The 24,556-nt window shown below is 51.8% G+C and carries 18 protein-coding genes and 1 pseudogene; 10 read left to right on the top strand and 9 right to left on the bottom strand.

All coding sequences use genetic code 11. The features are described from left to right. Positions 1-106 precede the first annotated feature (106 nt). The 5 genes from AACS05_RS11620 to AACS05_RS11640 all read left to right on the top strand — a co-directional run bounded on the left by AACS05_RS11620 (position 107) and on the right by AACS05_RS11640 (position 7,753). The gene (locus tag AACS05_RS11620; RefSeq protein WP_045442999.1) at positions 107-3,847 is read left to right on the top strand and encodes a nitrate reductase subunit alpha; all 3,741 of its coding nucleotides are present in this window, start codon (positions 107-109) and stop codon (positions 3,845-3,847) included. Further along, entirely contained in the window at positions 3,844-5,388 is a 1,545-nt protein-coding gene (gene narH, locus AACS05_RS11625) for a nitrate reductase subunit beta (RefSeq protein ID WP_045443002.1), read from the top strand. Before AACS05_RS11620 ends, narH begins: the two co-directional genes overlap by 4 nt. Beyond that, positions 5,388-6,083: a nitrate reductase molybdenum cofactor assembly chaperone gene (narW, locus tag AACS05_RS11630; RefSeq protein WP_045443005.1), complete on the top strand. Its 696-nt coding sequence runs from the start codon at positions 5,388-5,390 to the stop codon at positions 6,081-6,083. The genes narH and narW overlap by 1 nt, the downstream gene beginning before the upstream one ends. Further along, positions 6,080-6,760: a respiratory nitrate reductase subunit gamma gene (gene narI, locus AACS05_RS11635; RefSeq protein WP_045443008.1), complete on the top strand. Its 681-nt coding sequence runs from the start codon at positions 6,080-6,082 to the stop codon at positions 6,758-6,760. Before narW ends, narI begins: the two co-directional genes overlap by 4 nt. A 99-nt stretch (positions 6,761-6,859) precedes the next feature. Next, positions 6,860-7,753 carry a PhzF family isomerase gene (locus tag AACS05_RS11640; protein ID WP_045443011.1) on the top strand — a complete coding sequence of 298 codons (894 nt, stop codon included), beginning with the start codon at positions 6,860-6,862 and terminating at the stop codon, positions 7,751-7,753. Between the two features lie 58 nt (positions 7,754-7,811). On the opposite strand, the gene nhoA is transcribed toward AACS05_RS11640, so the two are convergent. Then, complete coding sequence (nhoA, locus tag AACS05_RS11645; protein WP_045443015.1) at positions 7,812-8,657, bottom strand: N-hydroxyarylamine O-acetyltransferase; 846 nt, start codon at positions 8,655-8,657, stop codon at positions 7,812-7,814. 146 nt (positions 8,658-8,803) lie between these two features. Between nhoA and AACS05_RS11650 the strand changes: the two genes are divergently transcribed. Next, positions 8,804-9,376, top strand: a complete 573-nt coding sequence (locus AACS05_RS11650; protein ID WP_045443018.1) for a flavin reductase family protein — start codon at positions 8,804-8,806, stop codon at positions 9,374-9,376. Positions 9,377-9,579: 203 nt separating this feature from the next. Then, the gene (locus tag AACS05_RS11655; protein ID WP_045443020.1) at positions 9,580-11,556 is read left to right on the top strand and encodes an alkyl/aryl-sulfatase; all 1,977 of its coding nucleotides are present in this window, start codon (positions 9,580-9,582) and stop codon (positions 11,554-11,556) included. A gap of 39 nt (positions 11,557-11,595) precedes the next feature. Here the strand turns inward: AACS05_RS11655 and pptA are convergent, their stop codons facing one another. Together pptA and AACS05_RS11665 are read right to left on the bottom strand one after the other, a co-directional pair. After that, a complete protein-coding gene (gene pptA, locus AACS05_RS11660) occupies positions 11,596-11,823 on the bottom strand; it encodes a tautomerase PptA (protein WP_045443023.1) in 228 nt (75 codons plus the stop codon). Between the two features lie 36 nt (positions 11,824-11,859). After that, entirely contained in the window at positions 11,860-12,795 is a 936-nt protein-coding gene (locus tag AACS05_RS11665; RefSeq protein ID WP_045443026.1) for a LacI family DNA-binding transcriptional regulator, read from the bottom strand. Positions 12,796-13,182: 387 nt separating this feature from the next. On the opposite strand from AACS05_RS11665, the gene AACS05_RS11670 reads away from it, so the two are divergent. Beyond that, positions 13,183-14,379, top strand: a complete 1,197-nt coding sequence (locus tag AACS05_RS11670; RefSeq protein ID WP_045443029.1) for an L-talarate/galactarate dehydratase — start codon at positions 13,183-13,185, stop codon at positions 14,377-14,379. Between the two features lie 74 nt (positions 14,380-14,453). After that, complete coding sequence (locus AACS05_RS11675; protein ID WP_045443032.1) at positions 14,454-15,764, top strand: MFS transporter; 1,311 nt, start codon at positions 14,454-14,456, stop codon at positions 15,762-15,764. 65 nt (positions 15,765-15,829) lie between these two features. On the opposite strand, the gene AACS05_RS11680 is transcribed toward AACS05_RS11675, so the two are convergent. The 6 genes and pseudogenes from AACS05_RS11680 to AACS05_RS11705 form a co-directional block, all read right to left on the bottom strand. Then, on the bottom strand, positions 15,830-16,606 hold the full coding sequence (locus AACS05_RS11680; RefSeq protein WP_045443034.1) for an amino acid ABC transporter ATP-binding protein: 777 nt from the start codon (positions 16,604-16,606) through the stop codon (positions 15,830-15,832). Then, positions 16,590-17,516: an amino acid ABC transporter permease gene (locus AACS05_RS11685; protein WP_045443037.1), complete on the bottom strand. Its 927-nt coding sequence runs from the start codon at positions 17,514-17,516 to the stop codon at positions 16,590-16,592. Before AACS05_RS11685 ends, AACS05_RS11680 begins: the two co-directional genes overlap by 17 nt. A gap of 9 nt (positions 17,517-17,525) precedes the next feature. Next, positions 17,526-18,035: a GNAT family N-acetyltransferase gene (locus tag AACS05_RS11690; protein WP_045443040.1), complete on the bottom strand. Its 510-nt coding sequence runs from the start codon at positions 18,033-18,035 to the stop codon at positions 17,526-17,528. A 10-nt stretch (positions 18,036-18,045) separates the two neighbouring features. Further along, a pseudogene (locus AACS05_RS11695) lies at positions 18,046-20,318 on the bottom strand (NtaA/DmoA family FMN-dependent monooxygenase). A 26-nt stretch (positions 20,319-20,344) separates the two neighbouring features. Continuing rightward, on the bottom strand, positions 20,345-21,466 hold the full coding sequence (locus AACS05_RS11700; RefSeq protein WP_045443050.1) for an amidohydrolase: 1,122 nt from the start codon (positions 21,464-21,466) through the stop codon (positions 20,345-20,347). Continuing rightward, positions 21,466-22,464: an MsnO8 family LLM class oxidoreductase gene (locus AACS05_RS11705; RefSeq protein WP_045443053.1), complete on the bottom strand. Its 999-nt coding sequence runs from the start codon at positions 22,462-22,464 to the stop codon at positions 21,466-21,468. The genes AACS05_RS11700 and AACS05_RS11705 overlap by 1 nt, the downstream gene beginning before the upstream one ends. A 530-nt stretch (positions 22,465-22,994) precedes the next feature. Here AACS05_RS11705 and AACS05_RS11710 point away from each other — a divergent pair. After that, positions 22,995-24,536: a methyl-accepting chemotaxis protein gene (locus AACS05_RS11710; RefSeq protein ID WP_045443056.1), complete on the top strand. Its 1,542-nt coding sequence runs from the start codon at positions 22,995-22,997 to the stop codon at positions 24,534-24,536. Positions 24,537-24,556: the final 20 nt, after the last annotated feature.

Genomic DNA, 24,556 nt, shown 5'->3' on the forward strand with positions numbered 1-24,556 from the left:
ATAAGACCTTAGCCGCCCACAATTTCCTGATAGCAACGCTCTCGCGACTCATCAGGCCAGCAGTTCGGTTCACTGTCGGCAAAATTATCGGAGCAGGAGAAATGTCATGAGTAAACTGTTGGATCGCTTTCGCTACTTTAAACAAAAGGGCGATACGTTTGCCGATGGTCACGGACAAGTGATGCACAGCAACCGGGACTGGGAAGACAGCTATCGCCAGCGCTGGCAGTTCGATAAAATCGTACGCTCAACCCACGGCGTCAACTGCACCGGCTCATGCAGCTGGAAAATCTACGTAAAAAACGGACTGGTCACCTGGGAAACACAGCAGACCGACTATCCGCGCACCCGTCCTGATCTGCCCAACCATGAGCCACGAGGCTGCCCGCGCGGGGCAAGTTATTCCTGGTATCTCTATAGCGCTAACCGTCTGAAATACCCACTGGTGCGTAAACGCCTGATTGAACTGTGGCGCGATGCCCTCTCTCGCCAACCGGATCCAGTGCTGGCCTGGGAATCCATTATGAACGACCCGCAAAAGTGCCAGAGCTACAAACAGGTACGTGGACGCGGTGGGTTTATCCGGTCAAACTGGAAAGAGCTAAATCAGCTTATTGCTGCCGCCAACGTCTGGACAGTAAAAACTTACGGCCCGGATCGCGTCGTTGGGTTTTCACCAATTCCGGCTATGTCGATGGTTTCTTACGCAGCCGGAACGCGCTATCTCTCACTTATCGGCGGGACCTGTCTGAGCTTCTACGACTGGTATTGCGATTTGCCTCCCGCATCGCCGATGACCTGGGGAGAGCAGACCGATGTACCGGAATCCGCCGACTGGTATAACTCCAGCTACATTATCGCCTGGGGTTCCAACGTCCCGCAGACCCGTACGCCAGATGCACACTTCTTCACGGAAGTGCGCTACAAAGGCACCAAGACAATTGCTATTACGCCGGACTACTCGGAAGTGGCCAAGCTGTGCGATCAGTGGCTGGCTCCGAAGCAAGGTACCGACAGCGCGCTGGCGATGGCGATGGGCCACGTGATCCTGAAAGAATTCCACCTCGACAAACCCAGCGACTATTTCCTGAATTACTGCCGTCGTTATACCGATATGCCGATGCTGGTACTGTTGAATGCCCGTGAAGACGGTAGCTATGTCCCGGGCCGGATGATGCGTGCCTCCGATCTCGTCGATGGACTGGGTGAAAGCAATAACCCGGAATGGAAAACGGTTGCCTTTAACAGCGCCGGTGAACTGGTGGTGCCAAACGGTTCGATCGGTTTTCGCTGGGGAGAAAAAGGTAAGTGGAACCTCGAGGCGCTGGCTGCAGGCACGGAAACCGAACTGTCCTTGTCGTTGCTCGGTCAGCACGACGAAGTTGCCGGGGTGGTCTTCCCCTATTTTGGCGGTAATGAAAACCCACACTTTCGTAGCGTCAAGCAGGAGCCGATACTGGTGCGTAAGCTGCCGGTAAAACACCTTACGCTTGCCGATGGCACACTTTGTCCGGTAGTCAGCGTTTACGATTTGGTGCTGGCAAATTACGGCCTCGATCGCGGTCTGGATGACGCTCACAGTGCTCATGATTACACCGAAATCAAAGCCTATACCCCGGCCTGGGGCGAACAAATTACCGGTGTGCCGGCCCGCCATATCGAACAAATCGCCCGGGAGTTTGCGGATACCGCACACAAAACCCACGGTCGATCGATGATTATCCTCGGTGCCGGCGTCAACCACTGGTATCACATGGACATGAACTACCGTGGGATGATTAACATTCTGGTGTTTTGTGGCTGTGTCGGTCAAAGCGGCGGTGGCTGGGCGCACTACGTTGGTCAGGAAAAGCTACGTCCGCAAACCGGTTGGCTTCCCCTGGCTTTTGCACTGGACTGGAACCGTCCACCGCGTCAGATGAACAGCACCTCGTTTTTCTACAATCACTCCAGCCAGTGGCGTTATGAAAAAGTCACTGCTCAGGAACTGCTCTCCCCGCTGGCTGATGCGTCGAAGTTTACCGGACATCTGATTGACTTCAACGTACGCGCCGAGCGCATGGGCTGGTTGCCCTCCGCGCCTCAGCTCAACCTAAATCCGTTAACCGTAAAAGCGAAGGCAGAACAGGCAGGCTTGTCACCTGCGGATTACACCGCACAGGCACTGAAGTCGGGGGATATCCGCATGGCCTGCGAGCAACCAGACAGCGGTAAAAACCATCCTCGTAACCTCTTCGTCTGGCGTTCAAACCTGCTCGGCTCCTCAGGTAAAGGGCATGAATACATGCTCAAATATCTGCTTGGTACGGAAAGCGGTATTCAGGGTGAAGCGCTTGGCTCAAGCGAGGGTATTAAACCTGAAGAGGTGGAGTGGCAATCGGCGGCTATCGAAGGCAAGCTCGATCTGTTGGTGACGCTGGATTTCCGGATGTCGAGCACCTGCCTGTTTTCAGACATCGTGTTGCCTACCGCCACCTGGTATGAAAAAGACGATATGAACACCTCGGATATGCATCCGTTTATTCACCCGCTGTCGGCGGCGGTTGATCCCGCCTGGGAATCAAAAAGCGACTGGGAGATTTATAAGGACATCGCCAAAGTGTTCTCAGAGGTGTGTGTTGGACATCTGGGACAAGAAACCGACGTGGTGTTGCAACCGCTGCTGCATGACTCCCCGGCAGAACTGTCGCAACCGTTTGATATTCAGGACTGGCGCAAAGGCGAATGCGAACTTATTCCGGGTAAAACGGCACCCAATATTGCCGTCGTGGAACGGGACTACCCCGCCACTTACGAACGCTTCACATCGCTTGGGCCATTGATGGACAAGCTGGGTAACGGCGGGAAAGGTATCTCCTGGAACACCCAGACGGAAGTCGATTTCCTCGGCAAGCTCAACTACACCAAGCGTGAAGGCGCGGCAAAAGGTCGCCCGCTGATTGACACCGCGCTGGATGCTTCCGAAGTGATCCTGGCGCTTGCGCCGGAAACGAATGGTCAGGTGGCGGTGAAAGCCTGGCAAGCGCTGGGCGCAATGACCGGGCGTGACCATACGCATCTGGCGCTAAACAAAGAAGACGAAAAGATCCGTTTTCGCGACATTCAGGCGCAACCGCGCAAAATTATCTCCAGCCCGACCTGGTCAGGTCTTGAAAGCGAGCATGTCTCTTATAACGCCGGCTATACCAACGTTCATGAGCTGATCCCGTGGCGCACGCTGTCTGGCCGCCAGCAGTTGTATCAGGATCACGCGTGGATGCGCGCCTTCGGCGAGAGTCTGGTGGCCTACCGTCCGCCAATCGACACCCGCAGCGTGAGTGAAATGCGCGAAATTCCACCAAACGGTTTCCCGGAAAAAGCGCTGAACTTCCTGACGCCACACCAGAAATGGGGTATCCACTCCACCTACAGTGAAAACCTGTTGATGCTTACGCTGTCGCGCGGTGGTCCGATTGTCTGGATCAGTGAAACCGATGCTAAAGAGCTGGGTATTGAGGATAACGACTGGATTGAAGCCTTTAACGCCAACGGTGCACTGACTGCCCGCGCGGTGGTTAGCCAGCGCGTGCCGCCCGGGATGACGATGATGTACCACGCTCAGGAGCGGATCATGAATATTCCTGGCTCTGAAGTTACCGGAATGCGCGGCGGCATTCATAACTCCGTGACCCGCGTGTGCCCGAAACCCACGCACATGATCGGCGGCTATGCGCAACTGGCTTACGGCTTCAACTATTACGGCACGGTCGGCTCTAACCGCGATGAGTTCATCATGATTCGAAAAATGAAAAATATTAACTGGCTGGATGATGAAGGTCGCGATCAGGTACAGGAGGCGAAAAAATGAAAATACGCTCACAGGTAGGCATGGTTCTTAATCTGGATAAATGCATTGGCTGCCACACCTGCTCCGTCACCTGTAAAAACGTCTGGACCGGACGTGAAGGTATGGAATATGCGTGGTTCAACAACGTCGAAACCAAACCGGGTATTGGTTATCCGAAAAACTGGGAAGACCAGGACGAGTGGCAAGGCGGCTGGGTTCGCGACGTTAACGGTAAGATAAGACCGCGTCTGGGCGGTAAGATGGGCGTCATCACTAAAATCTTCGCCAACCCTGTCATTCCGCAAATCGATGATTACTACGAACCGTTCACCTACGACTATCAGCATTTGCATAGCGCGCCAGAGAGCAAAAATCAGCCCACCGCCCGCCCGCGTTCGCTAATTGATGGCAAACGAATGGACAAAATTATCTGGGGGCCAAACTGGGAAGAACTGCTTGGCGGGGAATTTGAAAAACGCGCCCGTGACCGTAACTTCAAGGCGATACAAAAAGAAATGTACGGTCAGTTTGAAAACACCTTCATGATGTATCTGCCGCGCCTGTGCGAACACTGTCTGAACCCCAGTTGCGTGGCAACCTGCCCGAGCGGCGCGATTTACAAGCGTGAAGAAGACGGCATTGTGCTGATCGACCAGGATAAATGTCGCGGCTGGCGCTTGTGTATCAGCGGCTGCCCATACAAAAAAATCTACTTTAACTGGAAGAGTGGCAAGTCAGAAAAATGCATTTTCTGCTACCCACGTATTGAATCCGGTCAGCCAACGGTATGTTCGGAAACCTGCGTCGGACGTATTCGCTATCTCGGCGTACTGCTGTACGACGCAGACCGTATTGAAGAGGCGGCCAGCACTGAACATGAGACCGATCTCTATGAACGCCAGTGCGATGTGTTCCTCAACCCTAACGATCCGGCGGTAATTGAGGAAGCACTGAAACAGGGGATCCCACACAACGTCATCGAGGCGGCCCAGCGGTCACCGGTCTACAAAATGGCGATGGACTGGAAGCTGGCACTGCCGCTGCACCCTGAATACCGCACCCTGCCGATGGTCTGGTATGTGCCGCCGTTGTCACCGATTCAGTCAGTCGCAGACGCCGGTGGCCTGCCGCACAATGGCAATATTCTGCCGGCCGTCGAGTCGCTGCGTATTCCGGTGCAGTACCTTGCCAATATGCTCAGCGCCGGAGATACCGGCCCGGTACTGCGCGCGCTGAAACGTATGATGGCAATGCGTCACTATATGCGTTCGCAAACAGTAGAAGGCGTAACGGATACCCGCGCTATTGAAGAAGTGGGTTTAAGCGTTGAGCAGGTCGAAGAGATGTATCGCTATCTGGCCATTGCTAACTATGAAGACCGCTTCGTGATCCCAACCAGCCACCGTGAAATGGCTCGCGATGCCTTCCCGGAGAAAAACGGCTGCGGCTTTACCTTTGGCGACGGCTGTCACGGTTCCGACACCAAATTCAACCTGTTCAACAGCAGCCGCATTGATGCTATCGATATCACCGAAGTGCGCGATAAAGCGGAGGGTGAATAATGCAAATCCTTAAGATTATCGGACTGCTGATGGAGTATCCGGACGAATTGCTATGGGAATGCAAAGACGATGCTCTACAACTGATCGCCAGCGATGCGCCAGTGCTTACCAGGTTTACAACGGAACTGCTAAACGCTCCGTTACTCGATAAACAAGCTGAATGGTGCGAGGTGTTTGACCGGGGCCGCTCCACCTCGCTTTTGCTGTTTGAACATGTGCATGCTGAATCTCGCGATCGCGGCCAGGCGATGGTTGACCTGCTGGCTCAGTACGAAAAGGTGGGGCTACAACTCGACTGTCGGGAACTGCCGGATCACCTGCCATTGTATCTGGAGTATTTAAGCGTTTTGCCTGAAGCCGAAGCCAGAGAGGGATTACAGAATGTGGCGCCAATCCTGGCGTTGCTTGGCGGTCGCCTGAAGCAGCGAGAGGCACCATGGTATCAGCTGTTTGACGCCCTGCTGGCTTTAGCAGGAAGCCCACTTTCAAGTGACAGTGTCACCAAGCAGGTGGGTGCGGAATCCCGGGATGATACCCGTCAGGCGCTGGATGCGGTCTGGGAAGAAGAACAGGTGAAGTTCATTGAGGATAACGCCACTGCCTGTGACAGTTCACCGTTACAAAACTATCAACGACGCTTTAGCCAGGACGTCGCCCCCCAGTATGTCGACGTCAGTGCGGGAGGCCCGAAATGATACAGTATCTGAACGTCTTTTTTTACGACATCTACCCGTATCTGTGCGGCACGGTGTTTATCCTTGGCAGTTGGCTACGCTACGACTACGGGCAATATACATGGCGCGCCTCCTCCAGCCAGATGCTCGATAAGCGCGGCATGGTGCTTTGGTCGAACCTGTTCCATATCGGCATTCTGGGGATCTTCTTCGGTCATCTGTTCGGCATGCTAACCCCGCACTGGATGTACGCCTGGTTCCTGCCTGTTGCAGTCAAACAGCAAATGGCAATGATTGCAGGGGGCCTCTGTGGTGTGCTGACGCTGGTTGGTGGAGCTGGTTTGCTGGTTCGTCGTCTGACAAACTCGCGAATTCGCGCCACCTCATCCACAGCCGATATTCTGATCCTGTGCGTATTGCTGATTCAGTGTATTCTCGGCCTGACCACTATACCGTTCTCCGCTCAACATCCTGACGGCAGTGAAATGCTGAAACTGGTAGGCTGGGCACAGTCAGTGGTGACCTTCCAGGGGGGCGCGTCTGCGCATCTGGATGGTGTCGCATTGATCTTCCGTGTACATCTGGTATTAGGCATGACCATCTTCCTGCTGTTCCCGTTCACCCGTCTGGTCCATGTGTGGAGCGCGCCGGTTGAATATTTTACCCGTCGCTATCAGATCGTTCGTTCTCGCCGCTAATGCTCTGCGATGCCCGGTGGTGCTTGCACTAACCGGGCATACGTTAGCCATACGAATTTTTGCACGCTATGATGCTTCTCCATCCCAGGGAGAACATCAATGAAACCACAGATTTATCACGTCGATGCCTTTACCTCTGAACCTTTTCGCGGCAATTCGGCGGGGGTTGTATTGCATGCTGATGGCCTGAGCGATACGCAGATGCAGCTGATCGCGCGGGAGTTGCGCCATTCAGAAACGGCATTCATGCTCTCCAGCGATGACAGTGATGTCCGGATTCGCTACTTTACCCCCACGATCGAAGTACCCATCTGCGGACACGCCACCGTCGCGGCTCACTATGTGCGGGCGAAAGTGCTCGGTCTGGGAAATACCACCGTCTGGCAGACTTCTCTGGCCGGTCGTCATCGGGTTGAAATTCACGCTGAAGGCGGCGATCACCGTATCACTCTGGAACAGGGTGCGCCGGTTTTTGAGCCCCCGCTGGAAGGCGAAACGCGTGCGGCAATCATCAGCGCCCTGCACCTGACTGAAAGCGATATGCTGCCAGGGGTACCTGTTCAGGTGGCCTCCACTGGTCATTCAAAAGTAATGATCACACTGAAGCCAGAGGTCGATATTGATGCCTTGTCCCCGAACCTGTCGGCATTAACAGCACTCAGCCAGCAAATTGGCTGCAACGGTTTCTTCCCGTTCCAGATCCGCCCTGGGAAATACGAAACTGATGGTCGCATGTTTTCACCCGCGATCGGTATTGTGGAAGATCCAGTGACGGGCAATGCCAACGGTCCGATGGGAGCATGGCTGGTGCATCATAATCTGATGGTGCATGACGGAAAATTATTGCGCGTCCAGGGGCATCAGGGTCGCGCGCTGGGACGCGACGGCATCGTCGATATTGCGGTGACCATCCGCGATAACCAACCAGAAAAAGTGACTATCTCTGGTGCTGCGGTGATCCTGTTTCATGCCGAATGGGCGATTAATCTCTGACGAAACAGATAAGCCGGATAAGGTGTTACCCTGTCATCCGGCTATATTCCGCTTCGCGCTATTTTCCTGCCTCCGGATGGGTATCAAACGCAGCCATCACCGTGGCCAGTTCTGCCTCAGTAAATCCGTGTTTTGCATCGTCAACACCCAGATCAAAGCGTTCCTGCAATAGCATATACAGGCTGGCGACATCGGGTACATTCATCTGCTCGACCGCATGACCGTCCTGGTAATGGGTAAAGTGAAAATTGGTTAACGTCAGCTTACCCCCGTCCGGCAGATGGCGGCACATCAGCAGATGATGACGAAAATGCGATTGTGGCCAGTGTGCTGACCAAAAATTGCCCATCACATAATCGCTCTGGTGCTGCATGACGAGATCAAAGTGGTACATTGATTGCCAGTGTTCATGGTGTCGGAACTGCAGGATCCAGTCCTCCCCCTCCTGAATCAGGCGATACTCACCGTGCGGTGTCTGCTGTTCCAGGTTAGCCTGCAACCGAATAGGCGCCGTCAGCGTTTGTCCGCCAAATCCTACGTCGGCAATCCACTGCTCTCCCTGCAACTCAACCAGTAGCAGGCGATGAGTACGTGGCGGCAGGGTTGATGGATTCGCCAGTACCACACGTCCGAGTAAACTGCGCACCGTAAAACCTGTCTCCCGCAGTGCTCGCTCAAGTACTCCGTTCTGTTCAAAGCAATACCCGCCACGACGAGCGTTCACCAGCTTCTCTTCCAGAGCCAGATCGTCGAGCTGTATCTCTCGGGGTAGCAACACATCCAGATTTTCAAACGGAATAGCGGCGTTGTGCAGTAAATGCAGTCTCTTCAAAGTGTTAATGTCGACTGCTGGCGTACCTGACCAGCCAATACGGGAAAAATAGGCTTTTAAAAAAGGCGTCATATAGCGTTCCTGTTTGTTCAATGTTGTACTTATAACGCATTTTTAATTTTACGCCGGCGATTTTGTGCGCTGGGTCTTGTTGTGGGATGACAAAATCGCTAATACCGTTAATTATGACGCTGTTTTTATCTTTCAGAGGAGTCGCCATGAGTCATTTTCGTCCAGTTGAATTGCATCATGCCAGTCGGCTGTTGAATCACGGCCCTACCATTTTGATTACCAGTCGGGACTCGACGACAGAACGCCGTAATGTGATGGCAGCAGCATGGTCAATGCCCGTTGAGTTTGAGCCACCACGCATAGCCATTGTGGTGGATAAGACTGCCTGGTCGCGCGAACTCATTGAACGCAGCGGCATGTTTGGCATTGTTATCCCGGGCGTTGCGGCAACCAACTGGACCTACGCCGTGGGAAGCGTGTCCGGTCGTGAGGAAGATAAATTCAACTGCTACGGTATCCCGGTGATAAATGGTCCAGTGCTTGGCTTACCGGTGATAGAGACAAAATGTCTGGCCTGGATGGAGTGTCGCCTGCTGCCAGCGACATCTGCACAGGAGAAATACGACACCTTGTTTGGCGAAGTGGTTTCAGCCGCAGCGGACGAGCGCGTATTCATCGACGGTCGCTGGCAGTTTGATGATGACAAACTCAATACCCTGCATCATCTGGGTGCAGGAACGTTTATTATTAGTGGGAAACGTATCACTGCAGGCGAGTAATAGTGCATTTACCGATGGCAGTGAACGACTGCCATCCTGGTCTTATTTAATCTAAAGCCTAATAATCCCACCCTTCCTTGCCGATTCATTAACGCCAGTTATAGTTAATCTTGCACTAACCCAAATATCTATTCAAAACACTATCCGTAAAAGCAGCATCCCCCTTAACACTGTACTTCGTGAAGTATCAGAGAGGTTTTACGATGCAACTTAATAGAATCGCGAAATGTTTTATTCTTGCTGGGTTATTAACATCTTTCTCTGTTCCTCTTATGGCCGCAGAAGCACCAAAAGACGCTACTGCATCCACGCAACAAGCTAACAATGCGCTCTACAACCAACTTCCTTTTGACGATAACACTGACTTTACCGATGCCCATAAAGGCTTTATCGCCCCTATCCCCCAGGAAATGATTAAAGGCGAACAAGGCAACGTGATCTGGGATCCGCAGCAGTACACGTTTATTAAAGAAGGTGATAAAGCCCCGGACTCAGTGAATCCCAGCCTGTGGCGGCAGGCTCAGTTAATCAACATCAGTGGCTTGTTTGAAGTAACCGAGGGTGTGTATCAGATCCGTAACCTCGATCTTTCAAACATGACGATTATCGAAGGTAAAGAAGGCATAACCGTTGTCGATCCACTGGTCTCAGCTGAAACAGCTAAAGTCGGTATGGATCTTTATTTTAAAAATCGCGGTAATAAGCCCGTCGTCGCCGTCATTTATACTCACAGTCATGTAGATCACTACGGTGGCGTACGCGGTGTGGTCGACGAAGCGGATGTAAAATCAGGAAAAGTGAAGATCTATGCGCCTTCGGGCTTTATGGAAGCCGCAGTTGCCGAAAATATAATGGCCGGGAACGTAATGAGCCGTCGAGCCAGCTATATGTATGGCAACCTGTTGAAACCTGATACCAAAGGCCAGGTTGGTGCCGGGCTGGGTACCACAACATCTGCGGGTACAGTCACCCTGATTGCACCAACCAATATCATTGAGAAAGACGGGCAAAAAGAGGTTATAGACGGTTTAACCTATGACTTTATGCTGGCGCCAGGCTCAGAAGCTCCATCAGAAATGTTATGGTTTATCGAAGAGAAAAAACTTATTGAATCGGCAGAGGATGTCACACATACCCTGCACAATACCTACTCTTTGCGTGGCGCAAAAATACGTGAACCACTGCCCTGGTCTAAATACATCAATGAAGCCATCGTTCGCTGGGGAGACAAAGCGGAAATCCTGATGGCCCAACACCACTGGCCAACCTGGGGTAATGACAACGTGGTGAAGCTGCTCAAGAGCCAGCGTGACCTGTATCGATACATCAATGACCAGACGCTACGTATGGCGAACGAAGGCCTGACCCGCGACGAAATAGCCGCTAACTTCAAGCTGCCTGATTCACTGGCGCATACATGGGCTAACCGCGGTTACTACGGTTCTGTCAGCCATGATGTGAAAGCTACCTATGTGCTTTATCTCGGCTGGTTTGACGGTAACCCGGCGACGCTGGATGAACTGCCGCCGGAAGACGCCGCGAAAAAGTACGTCGATTATATGGGCGGTGCGGATGCCATACTGCAGAAAGCAAAAACCGACTATGACCAGGGTAACTATCGTTGGGTGGCACAGGTCGTGAGCAAAGTGGTGTTTGCCGATCCGAACAATCAGGCGGCCCGCAATCTGGAAGCTGACGCGCTGGAACAATTAGGATATCAGGCAGAGTCCGGCCCGTGGCGTAACTTCTATCTCACCGGTGCGCAAGAGTTACGTAACGGCGTGGTTAAAGGACCAACCCCGAATACCGCCAGCCCGGATACCGTACGGGCGATGACGCCAGAAATGTTTTTCGACTACCTGGCGGTACATATTAATGGACAGAAAGCTGGTGATGCGAAATCCGTATTCAACATAGATCTCGGTAACGACGGAGGAAAATACAAGCTGGAGCTGGAAAATGGCGTTCTGAATCATACCGCCAATGCTGAAGCGAAAGAGGCTGACACGACTATCACTCTTAGCCGCGATACGTTGAACAAAATCATCCTCAAGGACATAACCCTGAAGCAGGCTGAAGAAAGCGGTGATGTGAAGATAACCGGCGACAGTGCCAAACTCGAGGCTATGCTTGGCTATATGGATAAATTCGAATTCTGGTTTAATATTGTCACACCGTAAATATATTATTAAACGGGCGGCCTTCCCGCCCGTTTAATCTCACATACTGTAGCCCGGTTTTTTTATCAGCGTCGCCATCTGGGGCGCGATTTGCTCATCCCACACAATTTGCCATGCATCCGGCTCAATTTCATTGAGCGCCACGCTCACCGAGCTCTCTTTACTTTGCAGATGGCGAATGATGACCTCGGTTATATCCGCAGCCAGCGCGGATTTTTGTTCGTCATTCAGGTCGCGGGGAAAACATTTAATATCCACGTGCGGCATAGCAGGTTCCTTATTGTCTGTATTCGGGCAGGTATCTTATGCGGACTCTCGTTCTACCAGATGGAAGCCAACATCAATAATATCGTCATCACGCGCAATATTTTCAATACGGTCGGCAAGCAGCGAGGCGGCACGTTGTCCGATAGCGCGTCGGTCTACGCTGACTGTGGTAATCGAGGGCCGATTGCTGGCGGCAAAATCGAGATCGCCAAAACCAATCACCGCTAAATCTTGCGGGACCCTCAAACCACGGCTTTCTGCCTCCATGATAGCCCCCTGTGCGAGAGTGTCTGAACTACAGACAATGACGTCAAACTCACCCTCGGTAAAAAGCTGGGTCAGGCCACTACGACCAAGGGACAAAGAGGCCGGAAGCGGGACATCCACTTGTGGGACAGAGGAAATCTCATGTCGGCTCAGAACATCGCACAACCCTTGTTTACGCTGACCCGCCCGACGATCGGCCGTCCACAGTAAACCGGGACGACGATAGCCTTTCTTAATGATGTATTCCGCCACTGCCTGCCCCACTTTTTCGTGAGAGAACCCCACCAGCATGTCGACAGGCGTTGGCGTTAAATCCCAGATTTCCACCACCGGAATGGCAGCATTCAGGATCACTTTTTTCAGCTCAGCAGTATGGTGGATCCCGGTGAGTACGATGCCATCAGGCCGACGTGATAACAGTGCAGCCACCAGTTCGGCTTCGGTTTGCTGCGTGTATCCGGCCACACACAACAATATGTGATAACCACGCTCAGCCAGTTCATCACTCAACGACTGGATAGTATCAACAAACATGTTGTTGTTTATTTGCGGCACCACCACAGCAATAAGTTTACTTCGACGTGACGCCAGCCCCCCTGCCAGAGCGTTAGGAATATAGCCCGTAGCGCGCACGGCAAGCATCACTTTTTCTACCGTTTTCGGCCGTACCAGTTGCGGGGTATTCAGTGCCCGACTCACCGTCATAGGAGACAACCCAGCGGTACGGGCAACATCTTCCAGCGTGGGTGCGCGCGAAGGTCTGGAGTTTTTCACTGTCGATGCCCTTGTAAAAATCGCCGATTAAGTTGTGCATTATTCATCATGAAATCGACCAATGCCAGCGGCCTTCTTTTTTACGCTGAGAAAACAGCGGCTTAGCATAGCTTTATCACTTGAAATGTTAACGCAATCATTTGTATTTGTGCATTTTCACACAAAGTATTGGAATGTGACATTACTTACAATATCGTGGCCTTTTATCTCTTGGTTTGTGATCAATTGTTCAAATCAAAAGTAATTCGCTGGCTTAATGATTGCGCCACCATTAAAAATGTTAGCGCAATCATTTATTCATCACCAGGAGAGAATAATATGTCTTTAAGTGCTAATTCCGACGCCGTAACCTATGCCAAAACGGTGAATACTAAAACCGCTGCTGAAACCGGCGATCGTATTGAGTGGGTTAAGCTATCTCTGGCATTTCTTCCGCTGGCAACGCCAGTCAGCGATGCAAAAGTGCTTACGGGTCGCCAGAAACCGTTAACTGAAGTGGCGATTATCATCGCGGAGATCCGCAGTCGTGATGGTTTCGAGGGCGTAGGATTCAGCTATTCCAAGCGTGCGGGTGGCCAAGGGATTTATGCTCACGCGAAAGAAATTGCCGATAACCTGCTGGGAGAAGATCCAAACGATATTGACAAGATCTACACCAAGTTACTGTGGGCAGGCGCTTCCGTAGGTCGTAGTGGAATGGCGGTACAGGCCATCTCCCCTATCGATATTGCTCTGTGGGATATGAAAGCCAAACGCGCAGGCCTGCCGCTGGCAAAACTGTTGGGCGCACACCGCGACTCCGTCCAGTGTTACAACACCTCTGGTGGATTCCTGCATACACCGCTGGATCAGGTGCTCAAAAACGTCGTTATCTCTCGTGAAAACGGTATTGGCGGTATCAAGCTGAAAGTCGGACAACCTAACTGTGCCGAGGATATTCGCCGTTTAACCGCAGTGCGTGAAGCACTGGGCGATGAATTCCCGCTGATGGTGGACGCGAATCAACAGTGGGATCGCGAAACGGCTATCCGCATGGGTCGTAAAATGGAACAATTCAATCTGATCTGGATTGAAGAGCCGCTGGATGCCTACGATGTAGAAGGTCACGCACAGCTTGCCGCCGCGCTTGATACCCCTATTGCCACCGGTGAAATGTTAACCAGCTTTCGCGAGCATGAACAGCTGATCCTCGGTAACGCCAGCGACTTTGTACAGCCAGATGCGCCACGTGTAGGCGGCATTTCACCCTTCCTCAAAATTATGGATCTGGCCGCCAAGCATGGCCGTAAGCTTGCCCCACACTTTGCAATGGAAGTTCATCTGCATCTGTCTGCCGCCTACCCGCTGGAGCCATGGCTGGAACATTTCGAATGGCTGAATCCGTTATTCAATGAACAACTTGAACTGCGCGATGGCCGTATGTGGGTTTCCGATCGTCATGGTCTGGGCTTCAGCATTAGCGAACAGGCGCGACGCTGGACGCAATTAACCTGCGAGTTTGGCAAACGCCCGTAACGTATCTGGCGGGAAATAAAAACCCGCCCTCTTCCCTACATATACGCTCTCAAACCTAATGACAGGAGTGGGTGATGAATACAATAATAAAGCGCACTAAAGTGCGTTACAGCATCCTGATATTTCTATTTCTTGCCACAGTATTTAATTATGCTGACCGTGCGACGTTATCCGTCGTCGCGCCAATTATGAGTAAGGAACTCGGGTTTGATCCCGAAGCCATGGGGCTGGCCTTCTCAGCCTTTGGTATTTCTTACGTTATTATGCAATTACCCGGCGGTTGGTTACTGGATCGTTACGGTTCCCGCCTGGTGTATGGATGTGCATTGATCGGCTGGTCAGTGGTGACCATGTTTCAGGGCACTATCTATCTCTATGCAAGTCCGCTTGTTGTACTGATTATCCTGCGTCTGATGATGGGAGCCATCGAAGCGCCTGCATTCCCGGCCAACAGTCGTTTAAGCGTGCAGTGGTTTCCCAATAGCGAGCGAGGTTTTGTCACATCGGTCTACCAGGCCGCACAATATATTTCGCTAGGTATTATTACGCCGCTGATGACCATTATTTTGCATAATCTGAGCTGGCATTTTGTCTTTTATTACATCGGGGCGATTGGCGTTATTCTTGGCATATTCTGGTTGGTTAAAGTCAAAGACCCTATGCACCATCCTAAAGTGAACCAACAGGAAATTGATTATATTCGTGCTGGCGGAGGCGAACCATCGTTGGGAAATAAAAAGGAACCGCAAAAAATCACCCTGGCGCAAATTAAAAGCGTCTGTGTCAACCGGATGATGATTGGCGTTTATATTGGTCAATTCTGTGTCACCTCGATAACCTGGTTTTTCCTGACCTGGTTCCCGACCTATCTGTATCAGGCTAAAGGGATGTCGATCCTCAAAGTGGGATTTATCGCCAGTATCCCCGCGATTGCCGGATTCATTGGTGGATTGCTGGGCGGGGTCTTCTCTGACTGGCTCTTGAAACGCGGCTACAGTCTGACTGTCGCCCGTAAGTTGCCGGTCATCTGCGGCATGTTACTCTCCTGCGTCATCGTTATCGCCAACTATACCTCTTCAGAATTTGTGGTTATCGCTGCAATGAGTCTGGCCTTTTTCGCCAAAGGCTTTGGCAATCTTGGCTGGTGCGTACTCAGCGATACCTCGCCAAAAGAGGTGCTGGGCATTGCCGGAGGTGTGTTCAATATGTGTGGCAATATGGCCAGTATTATTACCCCGCTGGTTATCGGCATTATTCTGTCTAATACCCAGTCATTTGATTACGCCATTCTGTACGTTGGTTCAATGGGACTGATTGGCCTGATTTCTTATCTGTTTATCGTAGGGCCGTTGGATCGCATAACGTTGGCACCTTCTGCCGCTTAATTTAACCGTATGGCGATATTTCGCCCGCTGTTCCGGGATTTGCACTCCTGCGGAACAGCGTTTTTTTACGATAACACCTTCGACAAGAACTGCTGTGTTCGCGTATGACGAGGATGGTTCAGTACCTGCTCGCTGCTCCCTTGCTCCACGATTTTGCCATCGACCATAAACACGACCTGATCCGCCACTTCCCGGGCAAAACCAATTTCGTGGGTCACAACGACCAGTGTGGTTCCCGATTGCGCCAGTGCTTTAATCACATCAAGCACTTCGCCTACCAGCTCAGGATCAAGCGCAGAGGTTGGTTCGTCAAACAGCATTACACGTGGATTTAACGCCAGCGCGCGGGCAATAGCGATACGTTGCTGCTGCCCACCAGACAAGTGCCGAGACCAGGCATCGGCTTTATGACGCAGCCCAACCGCATCCAGTAATGTCAATGCCCTCTCAGTGGCGGCTTTACGCGACGCCAGCCCGTGCGCAATCGGCGCTTCAATCAGGTTTTCCAGTACGGTTAAGTGTGGGAACAAATTAAAGTTCTGGAAGACATAGCCGACGTTGATGCGCTGGCGCAGGATCTCCGCCTCTTTAAGTTCATACAACCTGTCGCCCTGTCGGCGGTAGCCAATATAGTCGCCATCAATCTGAATAAATCCCTCGTCGACGCGTTCGAGATGGTTAATTGCCCGCAATAGCGTTGATTTTCCCGACCCTGAAGGTCCGAGAATAACCGTTACCGTACCTGGAAGGATCTCAAGAGAAACATTATCCAGCGCTTTATGGCGCCCGAAGTATTTACTGACGCTGGTAATTGAAATATGACCATCAGGCGAGTGGGACATGGACAGCCTCCTGCGACGGGATTTGACGACTACGTTTAACCGCACGGCTCGCGCGAGTGGTATTTATTGCTGAACGTCGCTCGCTGCGTGCCAGTGCGCGCTCGACCAGATGTTGAATGAGCGACAGGACGCTGGTAATGACCAGATACCACACGGCCCCGACCATCAGCAGCGGGATCACTTCCTGCGTGCGGTTGTAGATCATCTGGATGGTATAAAACAGCTCCGGCATCGCCAGTACATAAACCATCGCAGTCCCCTTTGCCAGACTGATAATTTCATTGAATCCTGAGGGTAAAATGGTTCGCAATGCCTGTGGCAGGATGATACGCAGTGTCCGACGCCAGGCTGGAAGTCCCAGTGCGGCGGCAGCTTCATACTGACCGTGATCAACCCCGAGAAAACCGCCACGGATAATTTCGGCGGTATAGGCACTTTGCACCAGCGTCAGGCCAACTACCGCGGTGGAAAACTGACCGAGTACATTGATGGTTTCAAAACTGCCCCACTGAACAGCGGTGAAGGGAATCCCAATCGTCAGCGTGTCGTACAGATAAGAGAAGTTGTACAGGATAATCAGCACCACGATCAGCGGCAACGATCGGAACAACCAGATATATCCCCATGCCAGTCCGTTCAACAGCCAGGACGATGAAAGTCTGGCCAGTGCCAGTAAACCACCAAAAATAATGCTCAACAACGTGCCGATAAGCGTTAGCAATAACGTTTGCCCAAGGCCGGACAAAATGACCGGATCAAAAAACCAGCGGGCAAATACGCTCCATTCCCAACGGGGATTAAACGCCACCGACTGGATAATCACCGCCAGCACAAACAGAGCCACTATCGCGCCAGCGGTGCGCAGCGGATAACGCGCGGGTACGACTTTGATGGTTTCAGTCGTTTTCATTTTCTCTCCTCAGGCTATTTTTGCCTGACCTGCGATGGTCAACAGTTTGGTAAAGCGCAGTCGTCCATCGAATGGCGGTTGACTGTACTCTTCAGGATCGCGCGCAATATCGAATTGCGGATCGTAGCCCTGGCGTAAATAGAGCTGAACGGCTTCCGGCTGGCGAAACCCCGTCGTCAGGTAGATGCGGCTGTAGCCCGCGAGCAATGCCCTGCGTTCCAGCTCCTGCACAACTCGGCCCGCAAGCCCTTGCTTACGCAGGGTACTTTTGGTCCATATGCGCTTAATCTCTGCGGTATCAGCGTTGTAGGGTTTGTAAGCGCCGGTAGCGATAATTTCGCCGTCGCGTTCCAGCACCACAAAAATCCCCTGCGGTGCCAGATACCATTCGGTTAACTCCACTTCGGCATCACGGGAAAAATAGTCACCATAGCGTGAGGCATATTCGCCAAACAGACCGTTAAGGATCGGCTGCAGCTCCGCAGCTTCTGGCGACACCACGCGGAATTCATCGCTCATACAGGTCTCCTTAATCGCCTAAACCCGCCGGATTAATTTCGGATTGCGGGATACGTTCAACCCCTTCTCCCCAGCGGTTCAGCACTTTGTCATAGTCACCATTGCCAATCACACCGTTAAGCGCGGTTTGTACCGGCTGCACTAAACCGCTGTCTTTTTTCAGCGTTACCGCGATATGCGCCGCCTTCGGCCATCCTCCATCCACGCTGCCGACCAGTTGCGTTTTCCCGTTGAGAGCGGCTTTCCAGGCACCGATGACGTTAGGACCAAAATAGGCATCAGCACGGCCTGACTGCAGGGCCAGCGTCTGGGCGGCATCATCTTTGGTATACACCGGAGTAAACGGCTTTAATCCGTTCTTCAGGTTTTCTTCGTTCCACGCCAACAAAATGGCTTCCTGATTTGTGCCGGAACCGACAATAATGCGCAGACCTGCAATATCTTCTGCTTTCTCAATTTTTGTCAGCTGGCTGCCGGTTTTGACATAAAAACCGAGGGAATCTTTGCGATAGGTAGCAAAATCAAACTTCTCTTTGCGCGCCTTGGTCACGGTAATATTGCTGATTGCGGCATCATATTTGCCGGATGTCACGCCCAGCGGCCAGTCTTCCCACGACGTCGGCACGACGTTCAACTCCAGTCCCAGACTGTCGGCAACCAGGCGGGCAATATCGGCTTCACTGCCGATTAGCGTTTTATTGTCATCCGCAAAAACGGTCAGCGGCGGCTGACTCAGCCCGGCAATCGCCACGGTGAATTTGCCCGGTACAGCGAGGCGCAGGTTGGCGGGTAATTGCGCGATCGCCTGCGGGTTTTTCGCCGTATTGATAGGGGTTTTATTGGCTTCCAGGCTGACGCCAGTACCATTAATCGTGACGTCATTTGCCCAGACTGAGGCGCTGAAAGCCAGTGACAGCGCGAGAAGTAATGATTTTTTCTGCATAGCGTTTTTTCTCTTATTGTGTGAGTTTATTGTGTGAATTGATTTGCCGGTGCCGCTAACCCCAGACTTTCGCGCAGGGTTGTGCCAGGGTATTCATAACGGAACAGGCCACGCGCCTGGAGCACCGGAATCACCTGCTCAACAAAGCGTGGGAAGGTATCCGGCGTTCCGCCCTGGATGATAAAACCGTCTGCCGCTTTCTCGTCGAACCACTGCTGTAAGCCATCTGCTACCTGTTCTGGCGTACCGCTAAAACGGGGACGAGGGCTGGCAGCCTCCAGCGCAACCTGCCGCAACGTTAGCCCGCGTTCCCGCGCATTACGCTTGATTTCATCGGTGGTGCTACGAAAGCTGTTTTGCCCCAGATCGCCGATATCCGGGAATGGCGCATCCAGTGGATATTGCGCAAAATCGTGATGTTCAAAATAGCGACCCAGGTAATTCAGTGCGTCGGTAACAGAAACCAACGCGGCGGTGGTTTGATATTGCTGCTCAACATCCTGTTCACTGTCGCCAACAATAACGCTGACGCCCTGAAAAATATGCAACTCATCAGGATGACGCCCGGTGAGCGCTAATTGGTTTTTTACATCCTGATAAAATGCTTTGGCCTCGGCCAGTGAATCCTGATGGGTAAAAATAGCATCAGCATGCTGCGCTGCTAATTTTTTGCCATCTGCAGAAGCACCAGCCTGAAATATAATTGGGCGTCCCTGCGGTGTGCGGGCAATGTTTAACGGGCCGGCAACCTGAAAATAATCGCCGTGATGATTTAGCGTGTGCAGTTTCTGCGGATTAAAAAATTCACCACTGGCTTTATTACGGATAAACGCGTCGTCTTCCCATGAGTCCCACAGACCTTTCACCACCTGCAAATATTCGTCAGCAATGCGGTAACGCTGGGCATGTTCAGGATGCTGTGCACGGGAATAGTTCTTTGCCGATCCTTCCAGTGGCGATGTCACCACGTTCCATCCGGCCCGCCCCTGGCTGAGGTGGTCTAGGCTGGCAAACTGGCGCGCGGTGGTAAAAGGCTCGCTGTATGATGTCGATACCGTCCCGACCAACCCAAGATTGCGGGTAATACTGGCCAGCGCAGATAATACCGTTAACGGTTCAAATCGATTTAAAAAATGCGGAATAGATTTTTCATTAATATACAGCCCATCGGCGACAAAAATAAAGTCCAGTTTACCTTGCTCAGCAATTAACGCCGTTTCTTTAACGAATTCAAAATTAATACTGGCATCGGCCTGTGCAGCCGGATGACGCCATGCGGACATATTACCTGACGCACCGTGCAGAATAGTACCCAGCCGTAGTTGCCGATTTTTAGCCATAGTAACCCCTTACCCAACAGGTAAAATTAAAGATGTTCGAATGCCGTTTTTGCTAAATGGGCAAAATAATTCGCGGCGGGTTCAATTAATCGTTCGTCCGGATTAAATCCCGGATGGTGTAGTCCATATTCACTGGCGCTACCGATACTGACAAATGCGCCAGGCGTATTTTGTAGATAGACCGCAAAATCTTCGCCCCCCATATGGAGATCGGCTTTGTGCGTGGTATAGCCGGACTTTTTTGCCACGTTGGTGGCAATATCGGCCCAGTATGTGTCGTTGACCAACGCACTCGGTCCGGCATGCCAGATAACATCAATTTGTGCGCCAAAAGCGTGAGCAAATCCGGCGGCGATATCGCTCACTCGCTTTTTGACCTGCTGCTGAACTTCAGTGCGATGTGTCCTGAGCGTCCCTTCCAGCTCGACAAATTCTGGCAGGACGTTCCACGTATTTCCGCCCTGAATCCGGGTCACGCTCAGTACCACTGAATCCAGCGTATTAACCTCCCGACTGGCAACGCTTTGCAATACCGTCACCAACTGGCTGGCGAGCAGAATGGCATCTTTACCTTCGTGTGGACGTGCGGCATGTGCGCCTTTACCCGTAACACGCAGCACAAAGCGATCAACGTTGGCGTAAAAAGCGCCGCCCCGAGTGGCAAACTCGCCTACCGGCAAGCCGGGTTCATTGTGCATGCCAAAAATTGCCGCCACGTTTTGCAGTGCTCCGGCACGGATCAACGTTTTCGCACCACCAAAATTTTCTTCCGCGGGTTGAAACAAAATGCGTACTCGCCCCGGCAAATGGAATTCCTGCTGCTTCAGCAATATTGCCGCACCGAGCATGACGCTGGTGTGGATGTCATGTCCGCAGGCATGCATCACGCCAGGTGTAAGCGAGCGAAACGGAACATCGGCATTTTCTTCTATCGGCAATGCGTCAATATCCGCTCGCAGGGCGATAACCTCTTCTCCCTGACCAATTTCTGCGACCAGACCCGTTTTCAGTTCAAACGGTAAAATAGTGACATCCGCACTGTGCAACCAGTCGCGAATACGGGCCGTCGTCGCCACCTCCTGGAGGGAAAGCTCCGGATGCTGGTGCAGTTCGCGACGCCAGTTAATAAGCTGTGAGGCGAGCGACATCAGGCGACCTCCACGGCTGCATGGGCTTTTGCTAATAAACGCAAAGATGTCAGACGCGCATGACCTTCCGCCACCGGGGTATCGATAATGAACTCATCAATGCCGTAGTGCGTATGCAGGTCAGTGAGTTTTTCGATCACTTCCTGCGCAGTACCGTGCAACAACGCCTGCTCGCGTCGGGCAATTTTTCGCGGCGCGCTTCCCGCTTGTGCGGCAAAAGCCAGAGCCTGTTCTTCGCTGGCAACCGTGACGCGTTGGCCATCTTCCAGCTCCACGCCCCAGATCTGCACGTTTTCCGCCAGTTGCGCGGCGATCCCGGCACTGTTTGCCACTATCACCTGTACCGCAACAATCGTTGGGCGAGAGCTGTTGTTTTGCCAGTACGTCAGAACATCTCGCAGTAGTGCTTTGTCACCATTAAGATGTGCAGCGAAGATAAAGTTCCAGTCTGAGTCTGCCGCCAACTGCGCGCTTTGAACGCTGGCTCCCAGAACAAATCCTTCCGGGGGTGTGGGTGGAAGCGGTGTCGGGAACACCGTTTGCGCAGTTTCCTTACCGGTCAGCGACAGCCAGCCATTAAGCTGAGAAAGCTGTTCGGCAAACGTTCCCTTTTCTGTCTGGTTGATGCCCTGCTGTAGCGCCTGTGTTGACAGCGGTAATCCTCCAGGCGCTTTCCCCACACCGAGGTCAACGCGACCCGGGGCCAGTGACGCCAGAAGATTGAAATTTTCTGCCACTTTATACGGACTGTAGTGCTGCAGCATGACCCCACCGGACCCCACGCGGATACGCTGTGTTTGCCCGAGGATCCACGCAATCACCAGTTCTGGCGACGGACTGGCGAGCTGCGGCGTATTGTGGTGTTCCGCTATCCAGAAGCGGTGATATCCCCACTCTTCTGCCAGTTGCGCCAGATGAAGCGTCCTGGCAAGGGCAATGGCGGCGGTTTCAGCTTCCCCTACGGGGCTTTTATCAAGAATGCTCAGGCGATATGACATGTTGCAGGCCCATGTTTGTTAACATGTCTTTATTATTAAATTATCAAATAACCATATAGAAACATTTAATTCACATTTACTCAGCTAAAAAACAGATAACCACCCCTGTTCCCGGCATGGGTAAGATCGCTTCAGAATGGTTTGGTCATTCCTGCACAGGCGATGGCACGATTCAGAAAAAATGTCTTGTTTTTACTGACTACAAAATATAATAGGGTCTCTGTTGAGGGTGAACATTCAGCGACATCATTGCTTATCAATTTTATTTTTGCGGAACTCGCCGGGGCCTAATTTAATTTAAGTCAGTTTAACTGACTTTTCAGGTTATGCATTTGTATTTATTGTTTCATATTTATGACAGGACACTAATCACCTGCATTAAAATTTTTATTTGAGATACTTTCGCAGAACTGATGATTAGTAGAGAATGCAGCGTTTCTTATTAAAATGGTTTAAAACGGCTTTTTAATATCCCCTGGTATTAATGCGGGGATCTTTGTATGAATTATACATAACATCATGGGGCTTTTATGAAAAGTAACACGCCCGTTACACAAATTGAGCACGAACTTAACGCTAAAGCGACGCTGCTTTCGACGACGGATAAAGAGAGCCATATTACCTATGCGAACTCCGCCTTTATCGATGCCAGTGGCTTTAACGAAAACCAGCTAATGGGCGAGCCGCATAATATTATTCGCCATCCCGATATGCCCCCTGCGGCCTTCGCTGACATGTGGTACACGTTACAGCAGGGGGATAGCTGGACAGGCATGGTGAAAAACCGCCGACAAAATGGCGATCATTACTGGGTCCGTGCAAACGTCACTCCCGTCTGGCACCATGAAAAATTAACCGGCTACATCTCAGTGCGCACAGTTCCTTCGCGAGAAGAAATAACGGCGAGTGAACAGCTATATGAAAAAATAAATAACCAGAAATTTAAAGGCTTTCGTCTTTTTAAAGGCATTGTTATTCGCCGTGGCGCAATGGCATGGGCCTCTATGTTTAAATGGCTGAGTATTAGTCAACGCGTCAATTATGCTCTAGTTATCGTTGCCCTGCTCTCTGCATTATTAATCTTTACCCCAGTGAATGCGTTTATTCAGGCAGGTGGAATGCTGACATTGTTTGTGTTATTTGGTATTTACCTTAAGTATCAAATTTGTCAGCCAGTTAATACTTTGCTCAGCCAAATGAAGAAAGTGGTCTCCGGACGTAAACCCGATAACTGCCATTTAAATCGTGTGGATGAAATCGGGATGTTGATGCGACTGGTTAATCAGTCCGGACTGAATCTGAATTCCCTGGTTGATGACGTCAGTATGCAGATAGCCGGTATTCGCTCTATTAGCCAGCGCGTGTCAAAAGAAGGCATTGCTCTGCATACGCGTTCCGAAGAAACGTCTGCGGATCTGCAGCAAACAGCGGCCGCCATTGAAGAGATTGGCAGTGCGGTACAACAAACCGCAGATACCGCAGCTCAAACCATGACAATGGCCGATAAGACCAGCGTTAATGCGACAGAAGGCGGCGATATCATGAAGCAAACTATCGCCATGATGCAGGCCATTTCACGCGATAATAGCCAGATCGTCGATATCATCGGCGTTATCGACAGTATTGCCTTCCAGACCAATATTCTTGCGCTTAATGCTGCCGTCGAGGCTGCGCGCGCCGGAGAGTCCGGACGCGGTTTTGCGGTGGTGGCGGCTGAAGTACGAAATCTGGCACAGCATTCTGCGTCTGCAGCCAAAGAGATCAAGTTGCTTATCGAGAAAAACGTCGCGAACGTTAACTCCGGCGTGAAAATGGTGGAACAGACGGAAACGCATCTGACAGGCATGATTGGCGACGTGTTACAGATGTCGATGATGATCAAAGACATTAGCCTGGCGACACGGGAACAAACTCAGGCGCTGGATCTGATTAATGATTCAATATCGCGCGTAGGTATCATGACCCATAATAATGCCGAAATGGTGGAGCGCGTGACCGACGCCACCGCTGATTTAACTCAGCGTTCGTCACGTTTACAACAGGCCGTCCAGGTCTTTGGCATATCCGCATAAAAGGTATGACGCTCATCATG

This window comes from Citrobacter sp. S-77, assembly GCF_963864895.1.
Lineage (GTDB): Bacteria > Pseudomonadota > Gammaproteobacteria > Enterobacterales > Enterobacteriaceae > Citrobacter > Citrobacter murliniae.